Here is a 23,389-nt window from a genome sequence, read left to right on the forward strand (position 1 = left end):
CCTCATCCCCCTTGTGAAACCGCGCCAAGCCTAGCCCATGTCGCGGCGCGCGATTTCGCCCGATCGCCAGATGCTTTATGCGGCAGGCGGCGAAAGTCGGCAGGCCGCAACGCAAAACGGCCCGCGAAGGGCGGGCCGTCACGTCAGGCGAAAAGGCTCATTCCGAGGCGGGGGGTGCAAGCTTCTTGGTCGGGCCGTTGGCGATCGGGTCTTCCTGCCGCTGGACCGAGCCTTCGAAATGCGCGCCGGATTCGATGGCGATGGTCTTGTGGATGATGTCGCCTTCGACACGCGCGCTGGCCGACAGACGCACCTTCAGCCCGCGAACGCGTCCGATCACGCGGCCGTTCACCACGATCTCGTCGCCCACGATCTCGCCCCGGATGGTGGCGCTTTCGCCGACCACCAGTTGGTGGGCGCGGATGTCGCCCTCGATGGTGCCCTCGACCTGGATGTCGCCTTCGGTGCGGATATTGCCCACCACCGTCAGGTCCGAGGACAGGATCGACGGCGCGGTCCGGCGCGCGGGCGTCGCGGCCGCGGGTTCGCTCCGCTCGAAGCTGGGGGCGGCAGGTGCGGGCGCGTCGGGCGGGGTGGGGGCAGGGGGCGTCTGCGGTTTGTCGGTCACGCGGGTCTTACTGAACATTGCTTGCAGCCTTGATGAAGCTCATCGGGTCAACGGCCCGACCCTTCATGCGCACCTCATAGTGCAGATGCGGCCCGGTCGAGCGTCCGGTATTGCCCATATCACCGATCCGCTCGCCTTGCGACACCCTTTGGCCAACCTTGACCCGAATCCGGGACAGGTGGCCATAGCGCGTCTCGACCCCAAGCTCATGCTCGATCTTGATGAGGTTGCCATAGGCGCCCTGCCGGCCCGCATAGGTCACCACGCCGTCGCCGGTCGCATGGATCGGCGTGCCGACCGGGGCTGCCATGTCGATGCCTTCATGGGCGCGGCCCCAGCGGCGCCCGAAGCCGGAACTGTAGCGGAAGGACTGCTTCACCGGCATCGCCAGCGGCAGCTTTTCCATCGCGATGCGATAGGTGTTCATCTGGTCCAGCGTGACGATGATCTGGTTCGCCTTTGTCTCGCTGTGGGTCAAGGCCGCGTCGCCGCGCGTCGAGTAGGACATGGGCGTCAACGGGCCGCCCTGGCCGGAATAGCCCTCGCGGATGGTTTCCAGGACATCGTCCGGATTCATGCCGACGGACCGGAACACATCGTCCAGCGGCTCGACCGAAATGCTGAGGGCGTCTTCCAGCTGGGTCAGGATCTCGTCGTTGCGGGCCAGGATCTGGTCGCGCTCGACCGACAGGTCCTCGGCCTCGCGCTTGGCCTCCCTGGCTTCCTGCACGGCGCTGGCGCGTTCGTCCGCGGCCTGGCGCAGCTCGCCCGTCACGATGTCCAGGGCGGCGGTGACCTCGTCCCGGCGGGCGGGATCGGCGTCCGATCCGGCGGCCTCGGCCACCGCCTTCTGGTCGCCATCGCGCTTGGCCAGCGCATCGCGCAGCGAGGATTGGACCACATCCAGCCCGGCTTCCAGTTCGCGGCGCTGTTCCTCGGATGCCAGCAACTGCGACTGCATCTGCGACACCTGCTCCAGCGCGACGGCGAAGCGGTTCTGCGCGGCCAGCGCCTCGGCGGCGCGGGCATCGCGTTCCTGCGACAGCTCCGTCAGGCGTTCCTCGAAGGCGGCTTGGGTGCGGATGATCTGGTCGCGCGACGAACCCGCGCTGATGGCGTCGATGGCCAGGACCGAGCTGGCCACCAGCGTCCAGCCGAAGGCCAGGGTGATGCCGCTGACAGCGGCCAGCTGGGTCGCGGGGCGCAGGCGAACGACCCGGGCGTTGCCCTCGGATCCCAGGACCAGCCGCTTTTCCGGCAGAAGTCGTGCCAGCGAGGCATTCAGGCGGTTCGTCACGTTTGGCAATTCGGATCCCTCAACGTCGCGCCCCGGTTGAGTCGGGCAAGCTGGTTCCAGTTCGAAGGGGGTAAACCCCAACTGTGCCTTCCTGGCAACAGACCTCGGGAATTTGGTTCCCTTGATGCGCGGAACCTCGCCTCGGGTAGCGATAATCCGCCGATAAACACCAGATATTGTGCCAAATGTCACAGGATTTCATAGGGAAGGGGTCCGTGTCGGTCCGCAGGAATCCGCAGCGGGCGGTCGATCGGGGGAACAGACCGCTGGTGGCAGTCGGGCCGGGGGCAGATCCGGCAGGAAATCCCGATGGGCTCGAAGGCGCGCGGTTTGGTCAGGTCCAGACCATCGGCATAGACGACCGCGCCCGCATGGGTCACCTCGCAGCCCAGGCCGATGGCAAAGCGGCGGACCGGGGCGTTGAAGGCGCCGGCGTGCTTGGACACGTCGCGCGACATCAGCAGATAGCGCACGCCATCGGGCGTTTCCGCCAGTTGGCGCAGGAACCGGCCCGGCTGCTCGAAAGCCTGATGGACGTTCCACAAGGGGCAGGCGCCGCCGAAGCGGGCGAATTGCAGGCGCGTGGCCGAGTGGCGCTTGGTGATGGTGCCCGCCTGATCGACGCGGACAAAGAAGAAGGGCACCCCCTTGGACCCCGGGCGCTGCAGGGTGGACAGGCGATGCGCCACCTGTTCCAGAGAGGCGCCAAAGAGGTGCGACAGCCGTTCCAGGTCATGGCGCTCGGCCTGGGCGGCAGCCAGGAAGACGCGATAGGGCATCAGCGCCGCGCCCGCGAAATAGTTGGCAAGGCCCACCCGCGCGACATCCCGTGCCGTCTGGCTGCGGAAGCGCGCCAGATCCAGCGTCGCCTCCAGCAGGTCGGCCTGCCGTTCCAGGGCGACAAGGTGCAGCAGTTGGAAGACCTGGCTGGGGCCTTCGGCGGCGGCATTGACCTGGATGTCGTTGCCCGCGCGGCGGAAGACGGCATTGGCGGGCAGTTCCGTGCGCGTCACGCGGATCCCGCGCTGCGCAAGCGCGGCCACGCCTGCCTCCCACGGGTCCAGCCGCTTGCCGTCCGGGCAGGCAAAGCGTTCGGCGGCGCGGTCCACGGCGTCGATATAGTTGTCGCAGTAATGGAAGAAGTCGCGCACCTCCTCCCACGGGGTGGACAGCGCGTTCTGGCCGGATGCGCCGATCGCCTCGTCCAGCGCCGCCAGCCGTTCCTGGCCCTGCCGGTGCGCGCGGTAAAGGTCCAGGAACGCGCGGGCCAGCACCGGCGCATTGGTCGCGGCAAGGCGCAGGTCGGCCAGGGGCGGGATCGCGTCGAACAGGGGGTCGGCCAAGGCCTCCTGCATGTCGATGACCATGCGCTCGGCATCGCCCGCCGAAAGGGTGGACAGGTCCACGCCGAACTCCTGCGCCAGCCGCAGCAGCACCCCGACCGAAATGGGGCGGTGGTTGTTTTCCATCTGCGACAGATAGGGCAGGGACACGCCGAGCCGTTCGGCGAACTGCTTCTGCGTCACCCCGCTGCGCGCCCGTGTTTCGCGCAGCGAGGCACCTGCATAGATCTTCTGAATGGCCATCCTGCTTCCCCCTCTTTGCAAAGGTTGCACTAGCCTTTGCAAAGCGTCCCGGACAAGAGCCTTGATCGGGGGACAGGGGGCGGGGGCGGGGCGGGTCAGGATCATGGGTCCACCCTGGCGCAAAAAGCCTAAGATATCGTTGCGCCTTGCGCGATCCGCGCCGCCGGGCTTTGATCGGGCCATGAAGCAGCGTGGTGGCAGCCGCATCCTGACCGGAACCCGCATCCGCGAGCGCCGCCTGGCGCTGTCGCGGCGGCAGGCGGATGTGGCGCGCGCGGCGGGCATCTCGGCCGCCTATCTGAACCTGATCGAGCATAACCGCAGGCCCGTGGGCGACCACCTGGTTGTCCGCCTTGCCGCCGCGCTGGAGGTTTCGGCGGCCGAACTGGCCGAAGGGCGGGAGGAATCGCTGATCGCCGCGCTGCGCGAGGCCGCGGTGCGCCTGCCCGACGATGTCGCCGCCGAAGTGGAGCAGGCGCCTGAACTGCTGGCCCGCTTTCCCGGCTGGGCCTCGGCGCTGATCGCCACGGCGCGCCGGGCAGATGCGCTGGAGCGCCAGCTTGTCACCCTGTCCGACCGGATGACGCAGGACCCCTATCTGCTGACCACCCTGCACGAGGTGCTGTCGGCCGTGACCTCGGTCCGGTCCACCGCCTCGATCCTGGCCGAGGGGGGCGAGATCCCGCCGGACTGGCGCGCAAGGTTCCAAGCGAACCTGGACGAGGATAGCCTGCGCCTGTCCAGCACCGCGCAGGCGCTGGTCGCCTATCTGGACAGCTTCGACACGCAGGGCGCGATCTTTACCCCGCAGGAAGAGGTCGAGGCCTGGCTTGCCGCCGGTGCGCCGCCGATCGAGGAGGCGGAGGATCTGGCGTCGGACGCCGCGCGGGCCCTGGCGCAGGGCCATCTGCGGCGGATGGAGCAAGAGCGCGCGGCCCTGCCCGACGACGCGCTGGCAGCCGCGGCCGAGGATCCCGACCCCATGCGCATGGCCGACCGGCTGCGCCTGCCGCTGGATCTGGTGATGCGGCGCCTGGCGGTGCTGAAGCCCGCGGGCTTCGAATCCGCCGGGCTGCTGGTCTGCGACGGATCGGGGGCGCTGACGCTGCGCCGTCCGGCACCGGGCTTTCCGCTGCCCCGGCCGGGCGATGCCTGCGCGATCTGGCCGCTGTTCCAGGCGCTGGCCTCGCCCCAGACCGCGATTGCGAAACGGGTCGAGGCACCCTCGGGGCGCCGGTTCCGTACGCTGTCGTTGGCCACCCGTCACCAGCCGCTGGGCGTGGACGGCCCGGTCCTGACCCGCGCGCAGATGCTGATCCTGCCCGAGGAGCCGGGCGTGCCCACCCGCCCCGACCTGCTGATCGGCCCCGCCTGCCGCATCTGCCCCCGCGCCGACTGCGCGGCGCGTCGCGAACCCTCGATCCTGGCCACGGCCTGAAGACAGGTTTGACAGCACCCGCCCCCCGGCTCATGATCCATCAAACGCCTGAGGAGGGGCGAGGATGCTAGACATCCTGATGATCGAGGACGAGCCGAACATCGCCGAAGCGGTGCGTTTCATCCTGACGCGCGAAGGCTGGCAGGTCGCGCTGCATGGCGACGGCCTGGGCGGGATCGAGGCGATCCGCAGCGGCAAGCCCCGCCTGGTGATCCTGGACGTGATGCTGCCGCATCGCTCGGGGACCGAGATCCTTGCGGAACTGCGCAACGATCACGACGCGGGCCTTGCCGCGACGCCGGTGCTGATGCTGACCGCGCGGGGGCAGGCGACGCTGCACCTGCCGCAGGCCGATGCGGTGCTGGCCAAACCCTTCGCCAATGACGAATTGCGCGCGATGGTGCGCCGGATGCTGAACTAGGCCATGCCCGACCGGCCGCTGTTTCTTGAACGCGCATCCTTCCGCCGCCGCCGGCTGGGCGATGCAGCGCGCGTGCTGCCGGTGCTGGCGGCCTTGGCCATCCTGGTTCCGGTCTGGTGGATCCCTGCCCGGGTCAGCTTCGCCGCGGGCGCGGTCTGGCTGTTCGGCCTCTGGGCCGCGCTGATCGCCGCCGTCTGGGCGCTGCACCGCGCACTGCGCCGGGCCGACGCGGCGACGCTGCGCGCCAGCCAGGCCATTGCGCAGGACGACGACCATGCCCTTTGAGGCACTTGTCGCGGGCTGCCTCGCCTATGTCGCGCTGATGTTCGGCGTGGCCTTCGCCGCCGACCGCGCGGCATCGCAGGGCAGGGTGCGCTGGCTGGACCATCCGGTCGTCTATACGCTCTCGCTCTCGGTCTATTGCTCGGCCTGGACCTTCTATGGCGCGGTGGGTTACGCCAGCCGCTCGGGGCTGGAATTCGCCACGATCTACCTGGGGCCGACGGTCGTCTTCACCGGCGCCTGGTGGGGGCTGCGGCGGCTGGTGCGGGTCGCGCGGATGCATCATGTCACCTCGATCGCCGACCTGATCTCGGCGCGATTTGGCAAGTCGAACCGGCTGGCAGCCTTTGTCACTCTGATCGCCGTCATCGCGGCCACGCCCTATGTCGCGCTGCAACTGCAATCGGTCAGCCTGTCCTTCGAGGTCTTCGCGACCGACAGCCTGACCGACATCCCGCTGGCCGGGGGCGGGGGCACGGCCTTGTGGGTGGCGGCGGGGCTGGCGCTGTTCACCATCCTCTTCGGCACCCGCAACCTGGCCGCCGACGAGCGCCACCACGGCGTCGTCACCGCCATCGCGCTGGAGGCCGTGGTCAAGCTGCTGGCCTTCCTGGCGCTTGGCGTCTTTGTCGTGTGGGGTCTGGCGGACGGCCCCGCCGACATGCTGGGCCGGATCGCGAGCCGCGCACAAGATCAAGGCTGGATCCTGAAGCCCGACCGCTGGACCGCGCTGCTGATCGTGTCGGGCGCGGCCATCGTCGCCTTGCCGCGCATGTTCCAGGTGCTGGTGGTCGAGGCTGCGGACGAAGACCGCCTGGGCACCGCGGGCTGGGCCTTCCCGGCCTATCTGTTCGCCATGTCGCTGTTCGTCCTGCCGATCGCGGTGATGGGGCAGCAGCTTCTGCCCGCGGATGCCAACCCGGACCTGTATGTCCTGACGCTGCCCGCGCAGTCGGGGCAGAACTGGCTGGCCTTCCTGGTTTTCCTCGGCGGCTTTTCGGCGGCCACGTCGATGGTGGTGGTCTGCACCATCGCGCTGGCCACCATGATCTCGAATCACTGGCTGGTGCCGCTGTGGCTGGGGCTGCGCCGCAAGCCGCAGGGAGACGACCCCGAGGATCTGCGCGGCTTCGTGCTGAACGCCCGGCGGGTGGCGATCCTGTCGGTGATGGCCGTGGGCTGGCTGTATTACCAGGCCACGGGCGGGACGACGACGCTTGCTTCCATGGGGCTGGTGGCCTTCACCGGAATGGCGCAGGTGCTGCCCGCGATGATCGGCGGGCTGCTGTGGCGGGGCGCAAACCGCAACGGCGCCTATGCCGGGGTGGGCTGCGGCTTCCTGCTGTGGCTGGCGATGATCTTCCTGCCCTCGGTCGGGATCGGCAGCCCACCGCCCTTGCCGGCGGGCGTCGATCCGCTGGCCTTCGCGATCTTCCTGTCGCTGACGGTCAACATGCTGGCGTTCATCGCCTTGTCGATCTTCGGGATGCCCGATCCGGTCGAACGGCTGCAGGGCCTGTCCTTTGTCAGCGCCGTCGATCCGATCCGCCACAGCCGCCTGGCGCGCGGCGCCGACCAGGCCGAGCCCCTGCTGGTCATGGCCCGCCGCGTCTGGGGGGCCGAGGATGCGCTGCGCTTCTTCCGGTCCGAGGCCGCCTTCCAGGGCAAGTCCGGCTATCTGCCCGACCTGACGCCCCGGTTCCTGACGCGGCTGGAACGGCGGCTGGCGGGCTCCATCGGCGCCGCCACGGCCCATGCGATGATCGACAGCGTGGCAGGCGGGGCGGAACTGACCGTGTCGGACCTGATGGAGGTCGCGGACGAGGCGCAGCGCGCCAAGGAGGAAACGCAGCGCCTGGAAAACGCCACCGCCGAACTGGCCCGCACCGCGCGTCAGCTGCGCGAGGCGAATGACAAGCTGACCGCCCTGTCCGTGCAGAAGGACGCCTTCCTGGGGCAGATCAGCCACGAACTGCGCACGCCCATGACCTCGGTCCGGGCCTTTTCGGACATCCTGCGCACGCCGGATCTGTCGGAGGCCGATCGCGACCGCTTCGCCAAGATCATCTATGACGAGGCGGGGCGCCTGACCCGCCTGCTGGACGACCTGCTGGATCTGTCGGTCCTGGAAAGCGGGCAGGCGCAACTGTCGATCACGCCCGCCAACCTGCACGACCTGATCGAACGCGCGCTGTCCGCCGCATCCGCCACCCGCCCCGAGCGGGTCTTTCGCGTGGATCGAGAGCCTCTGGACGAATATGTCGCCGTGATCACCGATGCCGACCGCCTGCTGCAGGTGCTGATCAATGTTATCGGCAATGCCCGGAAATATTGCGATGCCGAGCCGCCCGTGCTGACGATCCGCGTCCGCCGCAACCTGCGCGGCGGCGCGCAGATCGACATCATCGACAACGGGTCGGGGATCGAGGCCGGGCGCCAGGCGCTGATCTTCGAAAAGTTCGCCCGCCTCAACGATCCCGCGCGGGCAGGGGGCGCGGGCTTGGGCCTGGCGATCTGCCGCGAGATCATGGCGAATCTTGGCGGGGAAATCACCTATCTGCCCGGACAGGGCGGCGCGGCCTTCCGCATCGTGCTGCCGCGGCGGCCCCCGGTCCCGGTCGATGCGGCCCACCGCCTGCGGGCGTAAACGCTTTGTCAACCGCTTCTTGCCACAGTGCAGTCATCTGACGGGCGATTCGGGGTTTATCATGGCGCAACCTGGACAGGCGGGACGGCTGCGGGCCTTGCTTCAGGCGCGGGCACAAGGCGGCAAGGACAAGCCCGCGCGCTTGCCGCAGCCGCAGCCCTTGTCCCCCGCGCGGGCTGCCGCCAATGCGGTGGGCCGGGCCTTGGAACGGCTGTACCGCCTGCCGGTGCTTCCGATCGACATCCAGTCGGGCGCAGCGACCCTGGCCGAACTGCCCGAACTGCTGCCCGACCAGTCGCTGCTGGTGGTCCTGCAGGGACCGGGCGACCAGATCGGCGCCATGGCGCTTGGCTTCGATACCGTGACCGCGCTGATCGAGGTACAGGCCCTGGGCCGCGTCACCGCGCGCCCCGCCGAGCGGCGCAAGCTGACGCGCAGCGATGCCGCGATCTGCGTCGATTTCGTCAATGCCCTGATGGCGGAACTCGGCGCCGAGATGGGCGCGGTCGAGGGATTCGGCCCCATCCAGGGCTATCGCTACGCCACCTATCTCGACGATCCCCGTCCCCTGGTGCTGATGCTGGAGGATCGGCCCTATCGCAGCCTGTCCTTCGAGCTGCGTTTTGGCGGGGCCGAGACGCGCGACGGCCGGATCCTGATCGCCGTGCCCCACAAGGCCGAAGTGCGGCCAGCGGCGCCCCCGGCCGCTGCTGCCCTGCCAGCCCCGGCCGCTGTCCCGCAGGCCCCGTCGCTTGCCGGCGCCATGGCCGCCGCCCCGGTCGAGGTGGTGGGCGTGCTGTGCCGCCGCACGGTCACGCTTGGCGAGTTGCGCGCCCTGGTTCCGGGCAGGCTTCTGCCCCTGCCGCGCGTCAACCTGGCGGAAGCGCGGCTGGAAACCCGCGACGGCCAGTTGCTGGCTACCGGCAAGCTGGGCGAATCAGAGGGCTGTCATGCGCTGCGCCTTCACGACCCGTCCCGGCCTGCCGCCGAACAGCCATCGCACCGCGCCGGCCTGTCCCCGGTGCTGCCCCCAGCCGATCTGTCAGGCAGCGATCCGTTCCGCGCCGCTGCCGATGCCCAAGCGGCGGCTGGCGAAAAGGGCATGGTCGGACTGGGATCGGGGGCGTGACTCATTCTTTAGACTTGAAATCCGGCCCGGCCGGTCGCATCTAACCCCCGTCCCGAATCAGGCGGGGCGATCAGAATGGAGTGATCATGGCCAAGGAAGAAATGCTCGAATTTCCTGGCGTCGTGAAGGAACTCCTGCCGAATGCGACGTTCAGGGTCGAGCTGGAAAACGGCCATGAGATCATCGCGCATATGGCAGGAAAGATGCGGAAGAACCGCATCCGCGTCCTTGCCGGCGACAAGGTGCAGGTGGAAATGAACACCTATGACCTGTCCAAGGGACGGATCAATTACCGCTTCAAGTGACGCGGGCGCGGCAATGACTGCGCCCCGGCCGAATTTCGACGGCCCGCGTCTGATCCTCGGCTCGGCCAGTCCGCGCCGGCTGGAGCTTCTGGCCCAGATCGGCATCGTCCCCGATCAGGTCCGCCACGCCGATATCGATGAAACCCCGCTGAAGGGCGAAGACGCGCGCGACTATGTCCGCCGGATTGCCCTGGCGAAGGCTGCGGCCTTCGACCTTGCCGCCGGCGACGTGCTGCTCTGCGCCGATACCACTGTTGCCGTGGGTCGTCGCATTCTGGGCAAGCCCGCATCGCGCGCCGAGGCTGGCGAATTCATGCGCCTCATGTCCGGCCGCCGTCACCGTGTGCTGACCGCCCTGGTCGTCCGCCAGGGCGACAGGACGCGCGAGCGGCTGGTGGAAACCGCCGTGCGGATGCGGCCGATCGCTGCTGCCGAACTGGAAGCCTATCTCGATATCGGCGACTGGCAGGGCAAGGCGGGCGGCTATGCCATCCAGGGCGCGGCCGCCGCCTTCATTCCGTGGATCCAAGGCTCGTTTTCCTCTGTTGTCGGCCTGCCCTTGTCCGAAACCGCCGCGATTCTGGCAGCAAGCGGCATCGTCATGAAGGGAGCCCCGCGATGAAGGGACGCCAGGTCGTTCTGGGCCAACTGTTCGGGGCCGAAGCCGCGGCGCTTCTGGAGGATGGCCGCCTTGTCGACCTTCTGGTCGATGCGAGCGATCTTGCACCCCTGGTGCCGGGCGACATCTGCCGTGGCGTGGTGGAGCGGTTGATGAAGGGGCAGGGCGGGGTCTTCCTGCGCCTGCCCGATGGCCAGCGCGGTTATCTGCGCGACCGGTCCGGCCTTGCCGAAGGACAGTCGCTGCTGGTCCAGGTGGCCGGCGTCGCGGAAGAGGCAAAGGCCATTCCCCTGACCTCGCGCATCCTGTTCCGCGGTCGCCATGTGCTGGTGACGCCGGGCGCGCCGGGCATCAACGTCTCGCGCCGCATCCGGGACGAGGATCTGCGTGCCGAACTGGAAGCCCTGGGTGCGGCCGCCTCGCCGCCCGATGGGACCGGGATCATCTTCCGCAGCCTGGCCGAACTGGCCGCGCCCGGGGACATTGCCGAGGAACTGCACGGCCTTCTGGACCTGTCCGCCCGGATCATGGCCGAGCAGGCCGGCCAGCCCGAACTGCTGCTGGGCGTCGCCTCGCCGCACGAGCAGGCCTGGATGGAATGGGCCGATCCCGAACCCGACGCGGTCGAGGAGGGCGATGACAGCTTTGCCCGCTGCGGCGTCCTGGAAGCCGTCGATGCGCTTCTCTCGCCCGAGGTCGCGCTGCCCGGGGGTGCCCACGCCGTGATCGAGCCGACCCGCGCCCTTGTCGCCATCGATGTGAACACCGGCAACGACACCAGCCCCGCCGCCGCGCTGAAGGCCAACATCGCCCTGGCCCGCGATCTGCCGCGCCAGTTGCGCCTTCGCGGGCTTGGCGGGCAGGTGGTCGTGGATTTCGCCCCGATTCCCAAGCGCGACCGCGCCACGCTGGACCAGATCCTGCGTGCCGCCTTCAAGGGCGAAAGCGCGGAAACCTCTCTGATTGGCTGGACCACGATGGGCCTTTACGAGATCAACCGCAAACGCGACCGCATCCCGCTGCGGCGCCTGGCGCAGGGCGCGCGCTGATGGCCTGCCCGATCTGCAACAAGGACAGCGTGCCGGAATACCGTCCGTTCTGTTCCCGGCGGTGCGCCGACATCGACCTGGGGCGCTGGCTGCGCGGCGCCTATGTCATCCCTGGCCAGCCGCTTGACGACCTCGCTTCGGACATGGACGAAAAAAACAGCGACAAGGGGCTGGACAGCCGCGACAAGCGCCCGTAAACACCGCGTCACGCCACGCGCCAAACGGCGCGTCAGGTTGCCCGGATAGCTCAGTTGGTAGAGCAGCGGATTGAAAATCCGCGTGTCGGTGGTTCGAATCCGCCTCCGGGCACCATAAAACTCCAATCAGGCCGATAACATCTTCTTGGTGCTGGTTTCGTGTCGAAGCGCAGGAAGTTCGTCGGGAGTGGCCGAGAGCGATTGCTGCTACCAGACACAACAGGATCATGAATCGGGTAATCTGCCGACATGGCCTCGCGTTCTGTTTGACTGGGAAGTTGGCCAGAACTCTCGTGACCGAATGAACTCGCCGCGCGGATCATGGTCTGCGGCGATCTCTTCGCCGGTCGGTGCCGGGTGGATCAGTTTGCGCATGCGATTGATCGTCGATTCCCGAAAAGAAGGCGCCTTGCAAGACGGCGAAAAGGTCGTGGATGCCCAGGGCGAAAAGGGTGAGACGGGCAGGGAGCCACAATCTGGACAGTTTCTTTCCTCATTCCCGTGCCTTCGAAATGCGGGGAATGCGGAGCAGTCCTGGACCCCCGTTCGCCCACGGCCAGGCCCGTGACCCCCTCGCCAAGCTCGGACACGGTGCCGCAGTATTCGTGGCCCATGGTGATCGGCGCCTTGTCCCGGCTTAGCGGGTGATCCTTTTCCACCGGCACAAAGATCGGACCCGCAAGGTATTCATGCAGGTCGCTGCCGCAGATGCCGGTCCAGGCGACCTTGATCTTGACCTCGCCCGCTGCCGGGCTTGGCTCTGCGATGTCTTCGACGCGGATGTCCCTTACGCCATGCCAACGTGCCGCTTTCATCTTCTTCTCCAAATGGTGGGGTAAGGCGCGCCCGGCCGGGAGGCAGCCGGGCGCAAGATGCATCACGACAGGTGATGCACCTGCTGCAGGCCGTAGACGGGCGTATCCAAGCCTTCCATCCGGGCCTTGAGCTGGAGTGCGAGATAAAGCGAGTAGTGCCGCGACTGGTGCAGGTTGCCGCCGTGGAACCACAGGTTCTGCTGCTGCGTGGGCTTCCACATGTTGCGCTGCTCGCCTTCCCACGGGCCGGGGTCCTTGGTCGTGTCCGAGCCGAGACCCCAGACCTTGCCCACCTTGTCCGCGACCTCCTGGCTGATGAGATCGGCGGCCCAGCCGTTCATGCTGCCATAGCCGGTCGCCATGACGACAAGATCCGCCTCAAGGCGCGTGCCGTCCTTCAGCACCACGGCGTCTTCCTCGAAATGATCGACCTGGCCTTTGACCAGCTTCACCTCGCCGTCGATGATGAGCTGGCTGGCGCCCACGTCGATGTAATATCCCGAGCCGCGCCGCAGGTATTTCATGAACAGGCCTGATCCGTCCTCGCCCCAGTCCAGTTCGAACCCTGCCTTCTCGAGCCCGGTATAGAACTCGGCGTCGCGTTCCCGCATCTGGTTGTAGAGCGGAATCTGGAATTCGTGCATGATCCGGTAGGGCAGGGAGGCAAAGATCATGTCGGCCTTTTCGGTCGTCACCCCGTTCGCCAGCGCTTCCTCAGAGTAAAGCGCGCCAAGCCCGATCTCCATCAGGCTGTCCGACCGGACGATATGCGTGGAGGAGCGCTGCACCATGGTCACGTCGGCATCCGCCTCCCAGAGCGCGGCGCAGATGTCGTGGGCCGAGTTGTTGGAACCGATGACAACGACCTTCTTGCCGGTCCAGGCGTCGGGGCCCTTGTGCTGTGACGAGTGCTGGATCTCGCCCTTGAAGCTGTCCATGCCGGGGAACCGCGGCATGTTCGGCTTGCCCGACATGCCCGTGGCCAGCACCAGCTGCGTGGGCTTCAGCGTGCCTTTTTCTCCATCGCGGTTGACCTCGACGGTCCATGTGCCCGAGGCCTCGTCATACCGGGCCGACTGCACCTCCGAGCGGGTCCAGTAGTTGATTTCCATGACCCTGGTGTACATCTCGAGCCAGTCGCCGACCTTGTCCTTGGGCGTGAAGATCGGCCAGTTGTCGGGGAACTTCATGTAGGGAAGGTGGTCGTACCAGACCGGGTCATGAAGGCAGAGCGACTTGTAGCGGCTGCGCCACTGGTCGCCGGGGCGGTCGTGCTTGTCCAGCACGATGGTCGGCACACCCAGTTGCCGCAGCCTTGCCCCAAGCGCGATGCCGCCCTGTCCGCCGCCCACGATGACCGTGTAGGGCTGGATGTCGTAGCCCAGGCGAGCCTCCTCCGCTTCGCGGCTTTCCTTCCACGTGGTGCGGTGCTTCTGCGCGCCGTGTTCCGCACCCATGGGACGACGCTTGCCGCGGTTTTCCTCGAAGCCCTTCAGTTCCTGAAGGGCCGTCAGCAGCGTCCAGATGCGGTCGTCCTTCAGCCGCATCAGACCCCAGCCGCGCCCGGCCTTTGTCTCGAAGGTGATCCAGGTGGTGATCACGCCGCCCTCCTCGGCGGGGATCTCTCCATCCTGGATCTGGAAATTGCCGGGTTTCGTGTGCTCCAGCTGGTGCGTCAGCATGTCGGCCACGCCGTCGGGGCCCTCGACCGTCTTCAGGTTCCATGTGACAGAGACCAGGTCCCGCCAGTAGCTGTCGGTGGCGAACAACGCCTTGGCGCTGTCCACGTCGCCTGCCGCCAGCGCGGCGTTGAGCGTATCCAGCACCTCCTGCGTGCGGGTCGTTGTGGCTGAGTCTAACATCGGGTTTCCTCCTCTGGATAGGAGGAGTATCGGGGGCGTCGCGCCGCACGATCCATCAAAAGGTCAATGTGAGGGCACCAAAATCGTCCGCTGCGGTGCGGCATGTTGCAGGCGCAACGCCGCGCAACAGCTTAGTGGGGCGGCTGCAACCCGGCCTTGCGCAGACGGCGCAGGACGGTCGAACGATTGACCCCGAGGCGCCGTGCGGCACAGGACATGTTCCATCCGCAGGCCTCCATGACCTGCTCGAGCGATTCCCCGGCTTCGGTGGCCTGGATCATCGCGTCGACGGGGGCGGGCAGATCGGACTGATCAATCACCCGCCCCTCGCACAGCGCGATCGCCACATCCAGCACCTGCTCGAGCTCGCGCAGGTTGCCGGGCCACTGGCGGCCGAGCAGCGCGGCGCGGGCCGAGGGCGACAGGCGCATGTCATCAGGTGCGCGCCGCCGCAGAAGCCGGTCCATCAGCGTGCCGAGATCCTGCCTCTGGCGGAGGGGCGGCAGGCTCAGCGTGGCGCCCGCAAGGCGATGGAACAGCGGGCGGGAAAGGCCCAGGGCGCCGGGAGCGACGCATGTGGTGGACAGCGGCCTCAGGCAGTCGCGGCCGTCCAGAATGGCCGCCAGCGCGGCCGCCGCGTCCCCTGGCAGATCCTCGATCCGGCGCAGAAGCAGCGTCGTCGGACCGTTCACGGTGTCGCAGGTTTCCTGCAGCGTGTCGGGGGACAGTCCGGCGCAGTCGAGGCTCAGAAAGCCGCTTGCTGTCCCGACCATGTGGATCGCGCGGGCCAGCTTGGTCTTGCCGGTTCCCGTTTCCCCGGAGATCAGCAGCGGCACGCTGGTGCGCGCCAGCTTTGCCGCCCGCGCGAGAACCTGCTCCATGGCGGGGTCGTCGCCCGCCAATCCCGAAAGCGGGCCGCCTTGGCGGCTGCTGCGCAGTGCGGTCCGCGGCGCCTGCGGTGCGATGGCATGACCGAAAAGCGCCCCGCCGTCCCGCATCGTGACGATGCGGTCCTCGGTCGGGCGGTCGCGCATCAGGTCCGGCAGGTCGTCGACCGTCAGGTTCAGCACCTCGTCGATGCGGCGACCGATGATGGTGCCGCCATCCGTGAAAAGGCGCCGTGCGGCGCGGGTATAGCCAAGGACCCGCCCCGAGCCGTCCAGGCGGACGGCGGCCTCGGGATCGACGTCGAGGAATTCCGGACTGTCGGACAGCCGCAGCACCCAATCGCGCCGGCCTTCCGCCATGAGGTTCGCCATCTCGACTCGCCGCGCCGCGTTGGTGACAAGGCTCATGGCAAGGTTCTGGCTGCGCTTCGGCGTCGGCGAGCGCAGCAGCGAGATGTCCAGCACCGCCGCAAGCCCTCCGAGGCTGTCGAAGATCGGCGCCGCGGTACAGCTGAGCGAGACATGTGCATTGCCGAAGTGGTCGTCCTGGTGGATGGTCACGGGCTCCTGCGTGACGATGCAGGCTCCGACGCCGCAGGTGCCCGCCAGGTCCTCGGACCAGTTCGAGCCAAGGTAGAGCCCCGCCCCGCGCAGGTCATTGACGAAGAGGTCGTCTCCGAAGAAGTCGACGCAGACGCCCTTCGCATCTGTCAGAAGCAGGACGTAGTTCTGCCCGGCGACTTGCCGGAACAGGCTTTGCAGGCTGGACCGCGCCGCCCCGATCATCCATTCCGCTTGCTTGCGGTGATCGCGCAGTTCAGCGTCGGTCACGATATGGGCGGGGTCGTTGCGCGAGGGGTCCATCCCGTAGAGTTCGACGCAGCGCCGCCAGGACGCCGACACGAAACTGTCGCGTCCCGTCTGCGTGCCGCCGAGAACCTGCTCGATCTCTTTGATGTGACGACGATCGGTCACCTCGCCCTCCCTAAGCCCAAGCCGAAACCGATAGCTCAGGCTAGCACAGCAGAGGCTCCTCGGCAGACCAGACTTTTGTCCCGCCCCTGCCGCCAACTTTCAGCTGGCAAGGGTGGTGGAAGATGCTAATCAGAAACGCTTTTTGCTGCCGGGCGTGGATTGCTCCTGGGCATGAGTTCCGCCTTGGCCATGCCTGCGCTCTGCTCAAGGGGTCGCCGGTCGCCAGCTATTGCGCAGGGTCGTCCGTGCCGAGATTCGCCCTGCCGCGCGACAACCCGCTCTCTCTTTAGCCTTCTTCAGGGCAGGAAGGTCGTTGATGCCGAACGGGCAAGGCGGCATCGTTGCGCGGCTCGTCCTTCAGGGCAATCTGGCCCAAAGGCTGGTTCTGGCAGTGCAAGGAAACCGGACAAGCCTTCCGCCGTTACGGCTATGCGGCCTGCATGTTCCGGAAGGAAGAAACGCGATGCAGGAAGCACAAGCGCCTGGAGCCAGAGCTGTTGAAAAAACCAATCATCTGAAGGGATGATGTGGCGGAGAGGGTGGGATTCGAACCCACGGAACCCGTGAAGGCTCAACGGTTTTCGAGACCGCCCCGTTCGACCACTCCGGCACCTCTCCGCGCTCTTGGGTGGTGAGGCGGGGATTTAGAGGGATGGGGGTTGAAGCGCAAGGGGTTTTGTCGAAAAAAACACCTGTGCCAGGAAAGGATGCACCATGCTGCGGTTTTTGTGTCTGAACCTGCTGCTTGCCCTTGCCGGGCCCGCCGTTGCGCAGCCGGGTGCGCCGCTGGCGCAACACCAGCAGGCAGCCGATGCGGTCTGGGACGTCATGCAGCTGGAAAGCCTGACCCCCATCCTGCAGGCCGAGGCCCTGGCCGAGGGAGAGGAGATGGCCGCGACCATGTTCCCGCGCGGCGGCACGGGACGCTGGCTGGATCAGGTGCGCGCGATCCATGATCCTGCCCGCGTGAGGGCGCTGTTTCTGGCCGGGATGGCCGGAGCCATGCCTGGGGCGGACCCGGCAGAGGTGCGGGGGGGGCTGGACTTCTATCGGGGCAGCTTCGGGCAGCGGATGCTGGCGCTGGAAAGCTCGGCCCGCGAGGCGATGCTGGACAGCGATGTCGAGGCAGCGGCGCGCGACGCCTATGCGCGGGCCGAAGGCCAGGGCGAGAAGCGTGCGGCGCAGATCGCGCGGCTGGTCGAGGCTGCCGACCTGATCGAGCCGAACGTGGCCGGAGGGCTGAACGCCTCCATCGCCTTTTCCCGGGGGTTCGAGGCGGGTGGCGGCTTTCCCATGCCGATGGGGGACGATCAGATCATCCGGGATGCCTGGGCGCAGGAGCCGCAGATCCGGTCGGACACCCGGGACTGGATCGGCGCCTATCTGTTCCTCGCCTATTCCTCGTTGACGGATGCGGAGCTGGAAACCTATATCGCCTATGCCGGGTCCGCCGAAGGGCAGGCCCTGTCGCGGCTGATGTTCGCGGGGTTCGATGCGGTCTTCACGCAGACCTCGCATGACATGGGCCTAGCCGCGGCGGCCGAGATCCGGGGGCGGCAGTTGTGAGCGCGGTTCTGCTGGTGGGCCTTCTGGCCGATGCACGGATGCTGGACGCCTTCGGCCTGACGGGGACGCCGCAGGCGGTCGGAGGCCGTCTGGAAGGCGGCGGGCGCGCCGGGATCGACCGGGACGGCTGGCCCAGGCTGCTGGCGGGGCAGGGGACCCTTGCCGCCATGCGCGTGTTTCGGAACGCGGCGCTGGACCGCTATGCCGAGGTGATGGGCCTTGCGCCGCAGGATCATCCCGACGGGCCGGTCCTGGGTCTTGGCGCGGGCGGGCCCGATGGTGAGCCGCAGGTGGATCTGGCCGTGTCGATCGCGCGGCATGTCCTGGCCGTGCCAGCCGACCGCACGGCGGACGGCATCGCCAGGCGCCTTTCGGCCATCGGGGTCCGGGCGGCATCGGAACTGCGGGGCGCGGAAAGCCCGGCCTCGGGCGGGGATCTGGTCGAAAGGCGCGGGCCCGGGGATGTGCAGGTCCTCGGGCAGGACGAACCCTTCGAAAGCTTCTTCTCGGTCCAGGTCAGCCATTTGCGCCATCGCACCCATGCGGGCGGAATGACCCCGTCCGTGCGGCGGGAAGCCGTTGTCCTGGGCGATGCGGTTGTCGTGCTGCCCTGGGATCCGGTCCGCGACCGGGTCCTTCTGGTCGAACAGTTCCGCATGGCGCCCCTGCTGCGCCGCGACCCGCAGCCCTGGCTTCTGGAAACGATCGCCGGCCGCGTCGATGCGGGCGAGACGGTCGAGGATGCCGCCCGCCGCGAGGCGCGGGAGGAAGCGAACCTGACCATCACCCGGCTGTTTCCCGCCGTCCATCATTATCCCAGTCCGGGGGTGCTGGGCGAATACCTGTATCTCTATGTGGGTATCGCGGATCTGCCCGACGGGGTGGAAGGCCTCCATGGCCTGGAAAGCGAGGACGAGGATATTCGCAGTCTCGTGATCGACCGCGCCCGGCTGACCGAAATGGCGATGTCGGGGCAGTTGTCAAACGGCCCGCTGGTCATGATCGCGCTGTGGCTGGAGTTGCGCCATCACGCGATCCGCGCGGAACTGGGAGCCGCCTGAGCCGGGCTTGAGGCCGGGCTTGGGGTTGTGCCCCGGCGGACGCCCCGTGTAGGTAACGCGGAACTCGATCCAGACCGGAAGGTTGCTTGACCATGCGAATTTGCCCCGACCTGGCCGACATGATCGGCAACACGCCCCTGATCCGTCTGCGCCAGGCCAGCGAAGCCACCGGCTGCGAGATCCTGGGCAAGGCGGAATTCATGAACCCCGGCCAGTCGGTCAAGGACCGCGCCGCGCTGTACATTATCCGCGACGCCGTGGCGCGGGGCGAATTGCGGCCGGGCGGAACCATTGTCGAAGGAACGGCAGGCAATACCGGGATCGGTCTGGCCTTGGTCGGCGCCGCCATGGGGTTCAAGTCGGTGATCGTCATCCCGGAAACGCAAAGCCAGGAAAAGAAGGACATGCTGCGGCTGGCGGGCGCCACCCTGGTCGAGGTTCCTGCCGCGCCCTACAAGAACCCCAACAACTATGTCCGCTATTCCGGCCGCCTCGCCGAGGCGCTGGCGCGCACCGAGCCCAACGGCGCCATCTGGGCCAACCAGTTCGACAACGTGGCCAACCGTCGGGCGCATCTGGAAACCACCGGACCCGAGATCTGGGAACAGACCGGCGGCAAGGTCGATGGCTTCATCTGCGCCGTCGGCTCGGGCGGCACGCTGGCGGGCGTGGCGATGGCCTTGCAGCACAAGGGCGTGAAGATGGGCCTTGCCGACCCGGAAGGGGCCGCGCTGCATTCCTTCTATACCACCGGCCACTTCGAAGCGCCCGGAAGCTCGATCACCGAAGGCATCGGGCAGGGGCGCATTACCGCGAACCTCGAAGGCTTCACCCCCGACTACAGCTATCGCATCGCGGACAACGAGGCGCTGCCGGTTGTCTTCGACCTGCTGGAACACGAGGGGCTGTGCCTTGGCGGGTCGTCGGGCGTCAATGTCGCGGGCGCGATCCGCATGGCGCGCGACATGGGGCCGGGACACACCATCGTCACGGTGCTGTGCGATTATGGCAACCGCTATCAGACGAAGCTGTTCAACCCCGACTTCCTGCGCGCCAAGGGGCTGCCCGTGCCGGGCTGGCTGACCCGCGAAGCGCCCGACATTCCCGAAGTTTACGAAGGCTGAAACCCATGATCCGCGCGTTTCTGGCTGTCGTCCTGACAGTCCTTGCCCTTGTCATGTCACCGGCCCTGGCCCAGGAACCGACCCGGCCGGATTACGACCGGTGGGACCGGGTCGCCACCCAGGCAGAACAACTGACCGGGAACCAGGACACGGCGGCGGCCCAACTGGAATCGATCCGCGCCGATATCGTGGACTGGCGCCGCCAGTTCGAGGAAGCCCAGGGCGTGAACGGCGAACGGATCGCCACGTTGCAAGCCCAGATCGCGGCGCTTGGCCCGGTCCCCGCCGAAGGCCAGACCGAGGCCGAGGACGTCGCCGCGCGCAGGGCCGACCTGCAAAAGCAGCTGTCCGAGGTGCAGGCCCCGCGCCTGACGGCGGTCGAGGCCTTCAGCCGCGCCGATGCGATCATCCGGCAGATCGACGACAATCTGGCCCTGCGCGCGGCAAGCCAGATGGCGCAGCAATCGACCTCGCCCCTGCTGCCCGCGAACTGGATGCTTGCCCTGTCGGAAACGAAGCGGCTGGTGACGGGCATTGTCGAGAACACCGGCCAGCGCATTTCCGAGCGGGCGACCTGGCGGCAGCTGGAACCAAGGCTGCCTCATGTTCTGGGCTATCTGATCGCCGCCATCGTGCTGCTGACCTTTGGCCGGCACTGGGTCGAATCGCTGCCACGGCGGATCTCGGTGCGAACCCAGGATTATTCCCGTGCCGCCGTGACCTTTGTCGTCTCGCTGCTGCAGATTGTCCTGCCGATGGTGGGGATCTATCTGCTGATCAGCGCCCTGACCGCGACAGGGGTTTTCGGCCCATGGACGCGTCCCTTCCTGGAAGCCTTGCCGGGGGCAGGGGTGATCCTGTTCGGCAGCGCCTGGCTGGCGCGGCAACTGTTCCCGGGCCAGTCGATCAACTACGACACCATCAACATGAGCCCGGCCGACCGGCAGCAGGCACGCTGGTTGACCAACGCCGTCGCCGTGGTCTTCGCGATCCACTACATCGCATCGCAGACCTTCCTGCCCCTGTCCGGCCTGGCCGAGCGCAGCAGCAACCTGCAGCGCATTCCGCTGGATTTCGCGGAAGGCGCGGCTGTCGTCTACAACTTCGTGCTGATCACGATCGCCTCGGCTCTGCTGTTCAAGCTGGGCAATATCCTGCGCGGCCTGAAACCCTGGACGGACAAGGCCACCACCGCCTATCGCCATCGCGTGCTGTCCTGGGCGGGAAAGCTGACCCGCATCAACAGCATCCTGGCCGTGGCGCTGACAGCCATCGGCTTTGTCAACCTTGGCAACCTGGGCACATGGCCCTGGCTGCAATCACTGGCGCTGATCGGCCTTCTGGTGCTGTTGCAGGACTTCATCGCCGATGTATTCAACATGCTCAAGCGCGGGCAGGAAGGGGCACGGGAAGGTTTGGCGCCCCTGCTGATCGGCTTTGCCCTGATCCTGCTGTCGGTGCCGGTCTTCATGCTGATCTGGGGCGCCTCGGTCAACGAGCTTTCCGAATACTGGGTCCGCTTCCGCCAAGGCGCGACCCTGGGCGGGGTGCGGCTGTCGCCCGGCGCGGTGCTGATGTTCATCCTGGTCTTTGGCATCGGCTATTCGATCACGCGCGCCATCCAGGGGGCGATGCGCACATCGGTGCTGCCCAAGACGAAACTGGACGCGGGCGGGCAGAACGCGATGGTGTCGGGCATCGGCTATGTGGGGATCGTGCTGGCGGCGGTGCTGGCGATCTCGTCCGCGGGGATCGACCTGTCGTCCTTTGCCATCGTCGCCGGTGCGCTGTCTGTCGGCATTGGTTTCGGCTTGCAGAACATCGTGTCGAACTTCGTGTCGGGCATCATCCTGCTGATCGAGCGCCCGGTCAGCGTCGGCGACTGGATCAGCGCGGGCGGCCAGCAGGGGATCGTCAAGCGCATCTCGGTCCGCTCGACCCAGGTCGAGACCTTCGACAAGCAGCAGGTGATCGTCCCGAACAGCGACCTGATCAGCCAGCCGGTCACCAACTGGACGCGGCAAAGCAAGACCGGGCGGATCATCATCCCCATCGGCGTCAGCTATGGCAGCGACACCCGCAAGGTCGCCCGCATCCTGAAGGAGATCATCGAGGACCAGCCGCTGGTCACCATCGATCCCGCGCCCGCCATCCTGTTCCGCGGCATCACCGTCGATGCGCTGAACTTCGAGATCCGGGCCGTCATCTCGGACGTGGGGTCGGGGCTTTCCGTGACCTCCGAGGTTTATCACCAGATCGTCGAGCGGTTCATCCGTGAAGGCATCGGGATGCCCTTCACCACCCGGGACATCTGGCGCGACGGCCAGGATCTTCCCGACCCCCACAAGGACGAGGATGAGGCCGTCCCGCCGCCCCCCGCGCAGTTCCTTGCCCGGTCGCAGCAGCGCGAACTGCCCGACGGCAAGTAAGGCTCAGCGGCTGGCCGTTTCGGTATCGGCCAGCCCTTCGCGCGACAGAAGGATCGCGACCGGGCGCAGCCAGGGGACGTGCCAGCAGACGATCATGACCGCCACCATGATCGGCACCGCCAGGAAGGCGCCGGCGATGCCCCAGATGGCCCCCCAGAAGGCCAGGGACAGGATGATGCCGAAGCTGGACAGTTGCAGCGTCTGGCCGGTCAGCATCGGGTCAAGGATATTGCCCACCACGAAATGCACGATCATGCAGGTGGTGCCGACGACGATGGTGGTGGTCGGATCGCCCGTCAGCACGAAGGCCAGCGCCACCGTGATCGCCCAGGCGATGACCGATCCGACATTGGGGATGAAGTTCAGCACAAAGGTCAGCCAGGCCACGGCGGCGGCCAGTTCCAGCCGCCCCAGGACGAAGATCAGCCACACGGCCGCGCCCGTCAGCGCGCTGACAAAGGTCTTGACCACCAGATAGCGGTTCACCCGCCGCATGATCGAGGTCATGATCTGGTTGATGCGTACCGCCTGCGCCGGATCGCCGGTCAGCCGCTCGACCTTGACCGGCAGCCAGGTGCGTTCCGCGAACATGAAGCCTACGAAGAGGATGATCAGCAGGCTGCCCGACAACAGCCCCGAGGCTTGTCCTGCCAGTGACCGCAGCCAGCCGGTGATGTTGAATTCCGTCATGGCGGCCATCAGGCGGGTCTGCGCCTCGGGGCCGAACCGCTCGGTCAGGGCCGTCAGCGCGACCTGGACGGATTCGGCATAGGCGATGGCGCGGCCCACCACCTCGTTCACCTGGGACATGACCGTGGTGGACAGCCAGATCAGCCCCAGGGTGATGCCGATCAGCGCCAGCGTGGTCGCCAGCCAGTTCGGCACCTTGAGCCGCTTGGAAATCGCCTGGATCGCGTCCGAGGTCAGCGAGAACAGGATGATCGCGATGGCCAGGCAGATCAGCACGAAACGCGCCTGGAACAGCATGAACATGACCAGCGAAAAGGCGATGATGCCCAGGAACCCGGTCTGGAGCCTTTGCCGCAGCACATCTTCGCTGGATGGAGTCACG

Annotated in this window: 21 protein-coding genes and 2 tRNA genes; 15 read left to right on the forward strand and 8 right to left on the reverse strand. The window is 67.3% G+C overall.

The window, feature by feature from the left end:
- Window positions 1-157: 157 nt before the first annotated feature.
- The 3 genes from OU682_RS05820 to OU682_RS05830 form a co-directional block, all read right to left on the reverse strand.
- On the reverse strand, window positions 158-646 hold the full coding sequence (locus tag OU682_RS05820) for a bactofilin family protein (RefSeq protein ID WP_268941135.1): 489 nt from the start codon (window positions 644-646) through the stop codon (window positions 158-160).
- Window positions 636-1,925, reverse strand: a complete 1,290-nt coding sequence (locus OU682_RS05825; RefSeq protein ID WP_329609786.1) for a DUF5930 domain-containing protein — start codon at window positions 1,923-1,925, stop codon at window positions 636-638. Before OU682_RS05825 ends, OU682_RS05820 begins: the two co-directional genes overlap by 11 nt.
- A 188-nt stretch (window positions 1,926-2,113) precedes the next feature.
- On the reverse strand, window positions 2,114-3,511 hold the full coding sequence (locus OU682_RS05830; RefSeq protein ID WP_268941137.1) for a helix-turn-helix domain-containing protein: 1,398 nt from the start codon (window positions 3,509-3,511) through the stop codon (window positions 2,114-2,116).
- Between the two features lie 181 nt (window positions 3,512-3,692).
- On the opposite strand from OU682_RS05830, the gene OU682_RS05835 reads away from it, so the two are divergent.
- The 10 genes from OU682_RS05835 (at window position 3,693) to OU682_RS05880 (ending at window position 11,713) form a co-directional block, all read left to right on the forward strand.
- Window positions 3,693-4,949 (forward strand): helix-turn-helix transcriptional regulator, encoded by a 1,257-nt coding sequence (locus OU682_RS05835; RefSeq protein ID WP_268941138.1) that lies wholly within the window; start codon window positions 3,693-3,695, stop codon window positions 4,947-4,949.
- 64 nt (window positions 4,950-5,013) lie between these two features.
- Window positions 5,014-5,370, forward strand: a complete 357-nt coding sequence (locus OU682_RS05840) for a response regulator transcription factor (protein WP_268941139.1) — start codon at window positions 5,014-5,016, stop codon at window positions 5,368-5,370.
- A 3-nt stretch (window positions 5,371-5,373) separates the two neighbouring features.
- Window positions 5,374-5,655, forward strand: coding sequence for a hypothetical protein (locus OU682_RS05845; protein ID WP_268941140.1), 282 nt, complete (start codon window positions 5,374-5,376; stop codon window positions 5,653-5,655).
- Window positions 5,645-8,299 carry an ATP-binding protein gene (locus OU682_RS05850; RefSeq protein WP_268941141.1) on the forward strand — a complete coding sequence of 885 codons (2,655 nt, stop codon included), beginning with the start codon at window positions 5,645-5,647 and terminating at the stop codon, window positions 8,297-8,299. Before OU682_RS05845 ends, OU682_RS05850 begins: the two co-directional genes overlap by 11 nt.
- A gap of 61 nt (window positions 8,300-8,360) precedes the next feature.
- Entirely contained in the window at window positions 8,361-9,428 is a 1,068-nt protein-coding gene (locus OU682_RS05855) for a FliM/FliN family flagellar motor C-terminal domain-containing protein (RefSeq protein WP_268941142.1), read from the forward strand.
- A gap of 86 nt (window positions 9,429-9,514) precedes the next feature.
- Complete coding sequence (infA, locus tag OU682_RS05860; RefSeq protein ID WP_036636451.1) at window positions 9,515-9,733, forward strand: translation initiation factor IF-1; 219 nt, start codon at window positions 9,515-9,517, stop codon at window positions 9,731-9,733.
- 13 nt (window positions 9,734-9,746) lie between these two features.
- Window positions 9,747-10,355, forward strand: a complete 609-nt coding sequence (locus OU682_RS05865; protein ID WP_268941143.1) for a Maf family protein — start codon at window positions 9,747-9,749, stop codon at window positions 10,353-10,355.
- Window positions 10,352-11,401 (forward strand): ribonuclease E/G, encoded by a 1,050-nt coding sequence (locus OU682_RS05870; RefSeq protein ID WP_268941144.1) that lies wholly within the window; start codon window positions 10,352-10,354, stop codon window positions 11,399-11,401. The genes OU682_RS05865 and OU682_RS05870 overlap by 4 nt, the downstream gene beginning before the upstream one ends.
- Entirely contained in the window at window positions 11,401-11,598 is a 198-nt protein-coding gene (locus OU682_RS05875; RefSeq protein ID WP_268941145.1) for a DNA gyrase inhibitor YacG, read from the forward strand. Before OU682_RS05870 ends, OU682_RS05875 begins: the two co-directional genes overlap by 1 nt.
- A gap of 39 nt (window positions 11,599-11,637) precedes the next feature.
- A tRNA-Phe gene (locus tag OU682_RS05880) sits at window positions 11,638-11,713 on the forward strand.
- A 247-nt stretch (window positions 11,714-11,960) separates the two neighbouring features.
- Here the strand turns inward: OU682_RS05880 and OU682_RS24105 are convergent.
- The 3 genes from OU682_RS24105 to OU682_RS05895 all read right to left on the reverse strand — a co-directional run bounded on the left by OU682_RS24105 (window position 11,961) and on the right by OU682_RS05895 (window position 16,137).
- Window positions 11,961-12,476, reverse strand: a complete 516-nt coding sequence (locus tag OU682_RS24105) for an alcohol dehydrogenase catalytic domain-containing protein (protein WP_329609787.1) — start codon at window positions 12,474-12,476, stop codon at window positions 11,961-11,963.
- Window positions 12,476-14,275, reverse strand: a complete 1,800-nt coding sequence (locus tag OU682_RS05890) for an NAD(P)/FAD-dependent oxidoreductase (protein ID WP_268941146.1) — start codon at window positions 14,273-14,275, stop codon at window positions 12,476-12,478. The genes OU682_RS24105 and OU682_RS05890 overlap by 1 nt, the downstream gene beginning before the upstream one ends.
- A gap of 131 nt (window positions 14,276-14,406) precedes the next feature.
- Window positions 14,407-16,137: a sigma-54-dependent Fis family transcriptional regulator gene (locus OU682_RS05895; protein ID WP_268941147.1), complete on the reverse strand. Its 1,731-nt coding sequence runs from the start codon at window positions 16,135-16,137 to the stop codon at window positions 14,407-14,409.
- A gap of 316 nt (window positions 16,138-16,453) precedes the next feature.
- On the opposite strand from OU682_RS05895, the gene OU682_RS05900 reads away from it, so the two are divergent.
- Window positions 16,454-16,663: a hypothetical protein gene (locus OU682_RS05900; protein ID WP_268941148.1), complete on the forward strand. Its 210-nt coding sequence runs from the start codon at window positions 16,454-16,456 to the stop codon at window positions 16,661-16,663.
- 2 nt (window positions 16,664-16,665) lie between these two features.
- Here OU682_RS05900 and OU682_RS05905 read toward each other — a convergent pair.
- Window positions 16,666-16,755: transfer RNA gene (locus OU682_RS05905), tRNA-Ser, on the reverse strand.
- A 96-nt stretch (window positions 16,756-16,851) separates the two neighbouring features.
- Here OU682_RS05905 and OU682_RS05910 point away from each other — a divergent pair.
- From OU682_RS05910 to OU682_RS05925, 4 genes are all read left to right on the forward strand, one after another.
- Window positions 16,852-17,703, forward strand: a complete 852-nt coding sequence (locus OU682_RS05910; protein ID WP_268941149.1) for a hypothetical protein — start codon at window positions 16,852-16,854, stop codon at window positions 17,701-17,703.
- On the forward strand, window positions 17,700-18,764 hold the full coding sequence (locus OU682_RS05915) for an NUDIX domain-containing protein (protein ID WP_268941150.1): 1,065 nt from the start codon (window positions 17,700-17,702) through the stop codon (window positions 18,762-18,764). Before OU682_RS05910 ends, OU682_RS05915 begins: the two co-directional genes overlap by 4 nt.
- Before the next feature lie 92 nt (window positions 18,765-18,856).
- Window positions 18,857-19,888 carry a cysteine synthase A gene (locus OU682_RS05920; RefSeq protein ID WP_268941151.1) on the forward strand — a complete coding sequence of 344 codons (1,032 nt, stop codon included), beginning with the start codon at window positions 18,857-18,859 and terminating at the stop codon, window positions 19,886-19,888.
- A gap of 5 nt (window positions 19,889-19,893) precedes the next feature.
- The gene (locus tag OU682_RS05925; RefSeq protein WP_268941152.1) at window positions 19,894-22,317 is read left to right on the forward strand and encodes a mechanosensitive ion channel family protein; all 2,424 of its coding nucleotides are present in this window, start codon (window positions 19,894-19,896) and stop codon (window positions 22,315-22,317) included.
- A gap of 3 nt (window positions 22,318-22,320) precedes the next feature.
- Here the strand turns inward: OU682_RS05925 and OU682_RS05930 are convergent, their stop codons facing one another.
- Window positions 22,321-23,388: an AI-2E family transporter gene (locus OU682_RS05930; RefSeq protein ID WP_268941153.1), complete on the reverse strand. Its 1,068-nt coding sequence runs from the start codon at window positions 23,386-23,388 to the stop codon at window positions 22,321-22,323.
- Window position 23,389: the final 1 nt, after the last annotated feature.

This window comes from Paracoccus benzoatiresistens, from assembly GCF_026913015.1.
Taxonomy (GTDB): Bacteria; Pseudomonadota; Alphaproteobacteria; order Rhodobacterales; family Rhodobacteraceae; genus Paracoccus; species Paracoccus benzoatiresistens.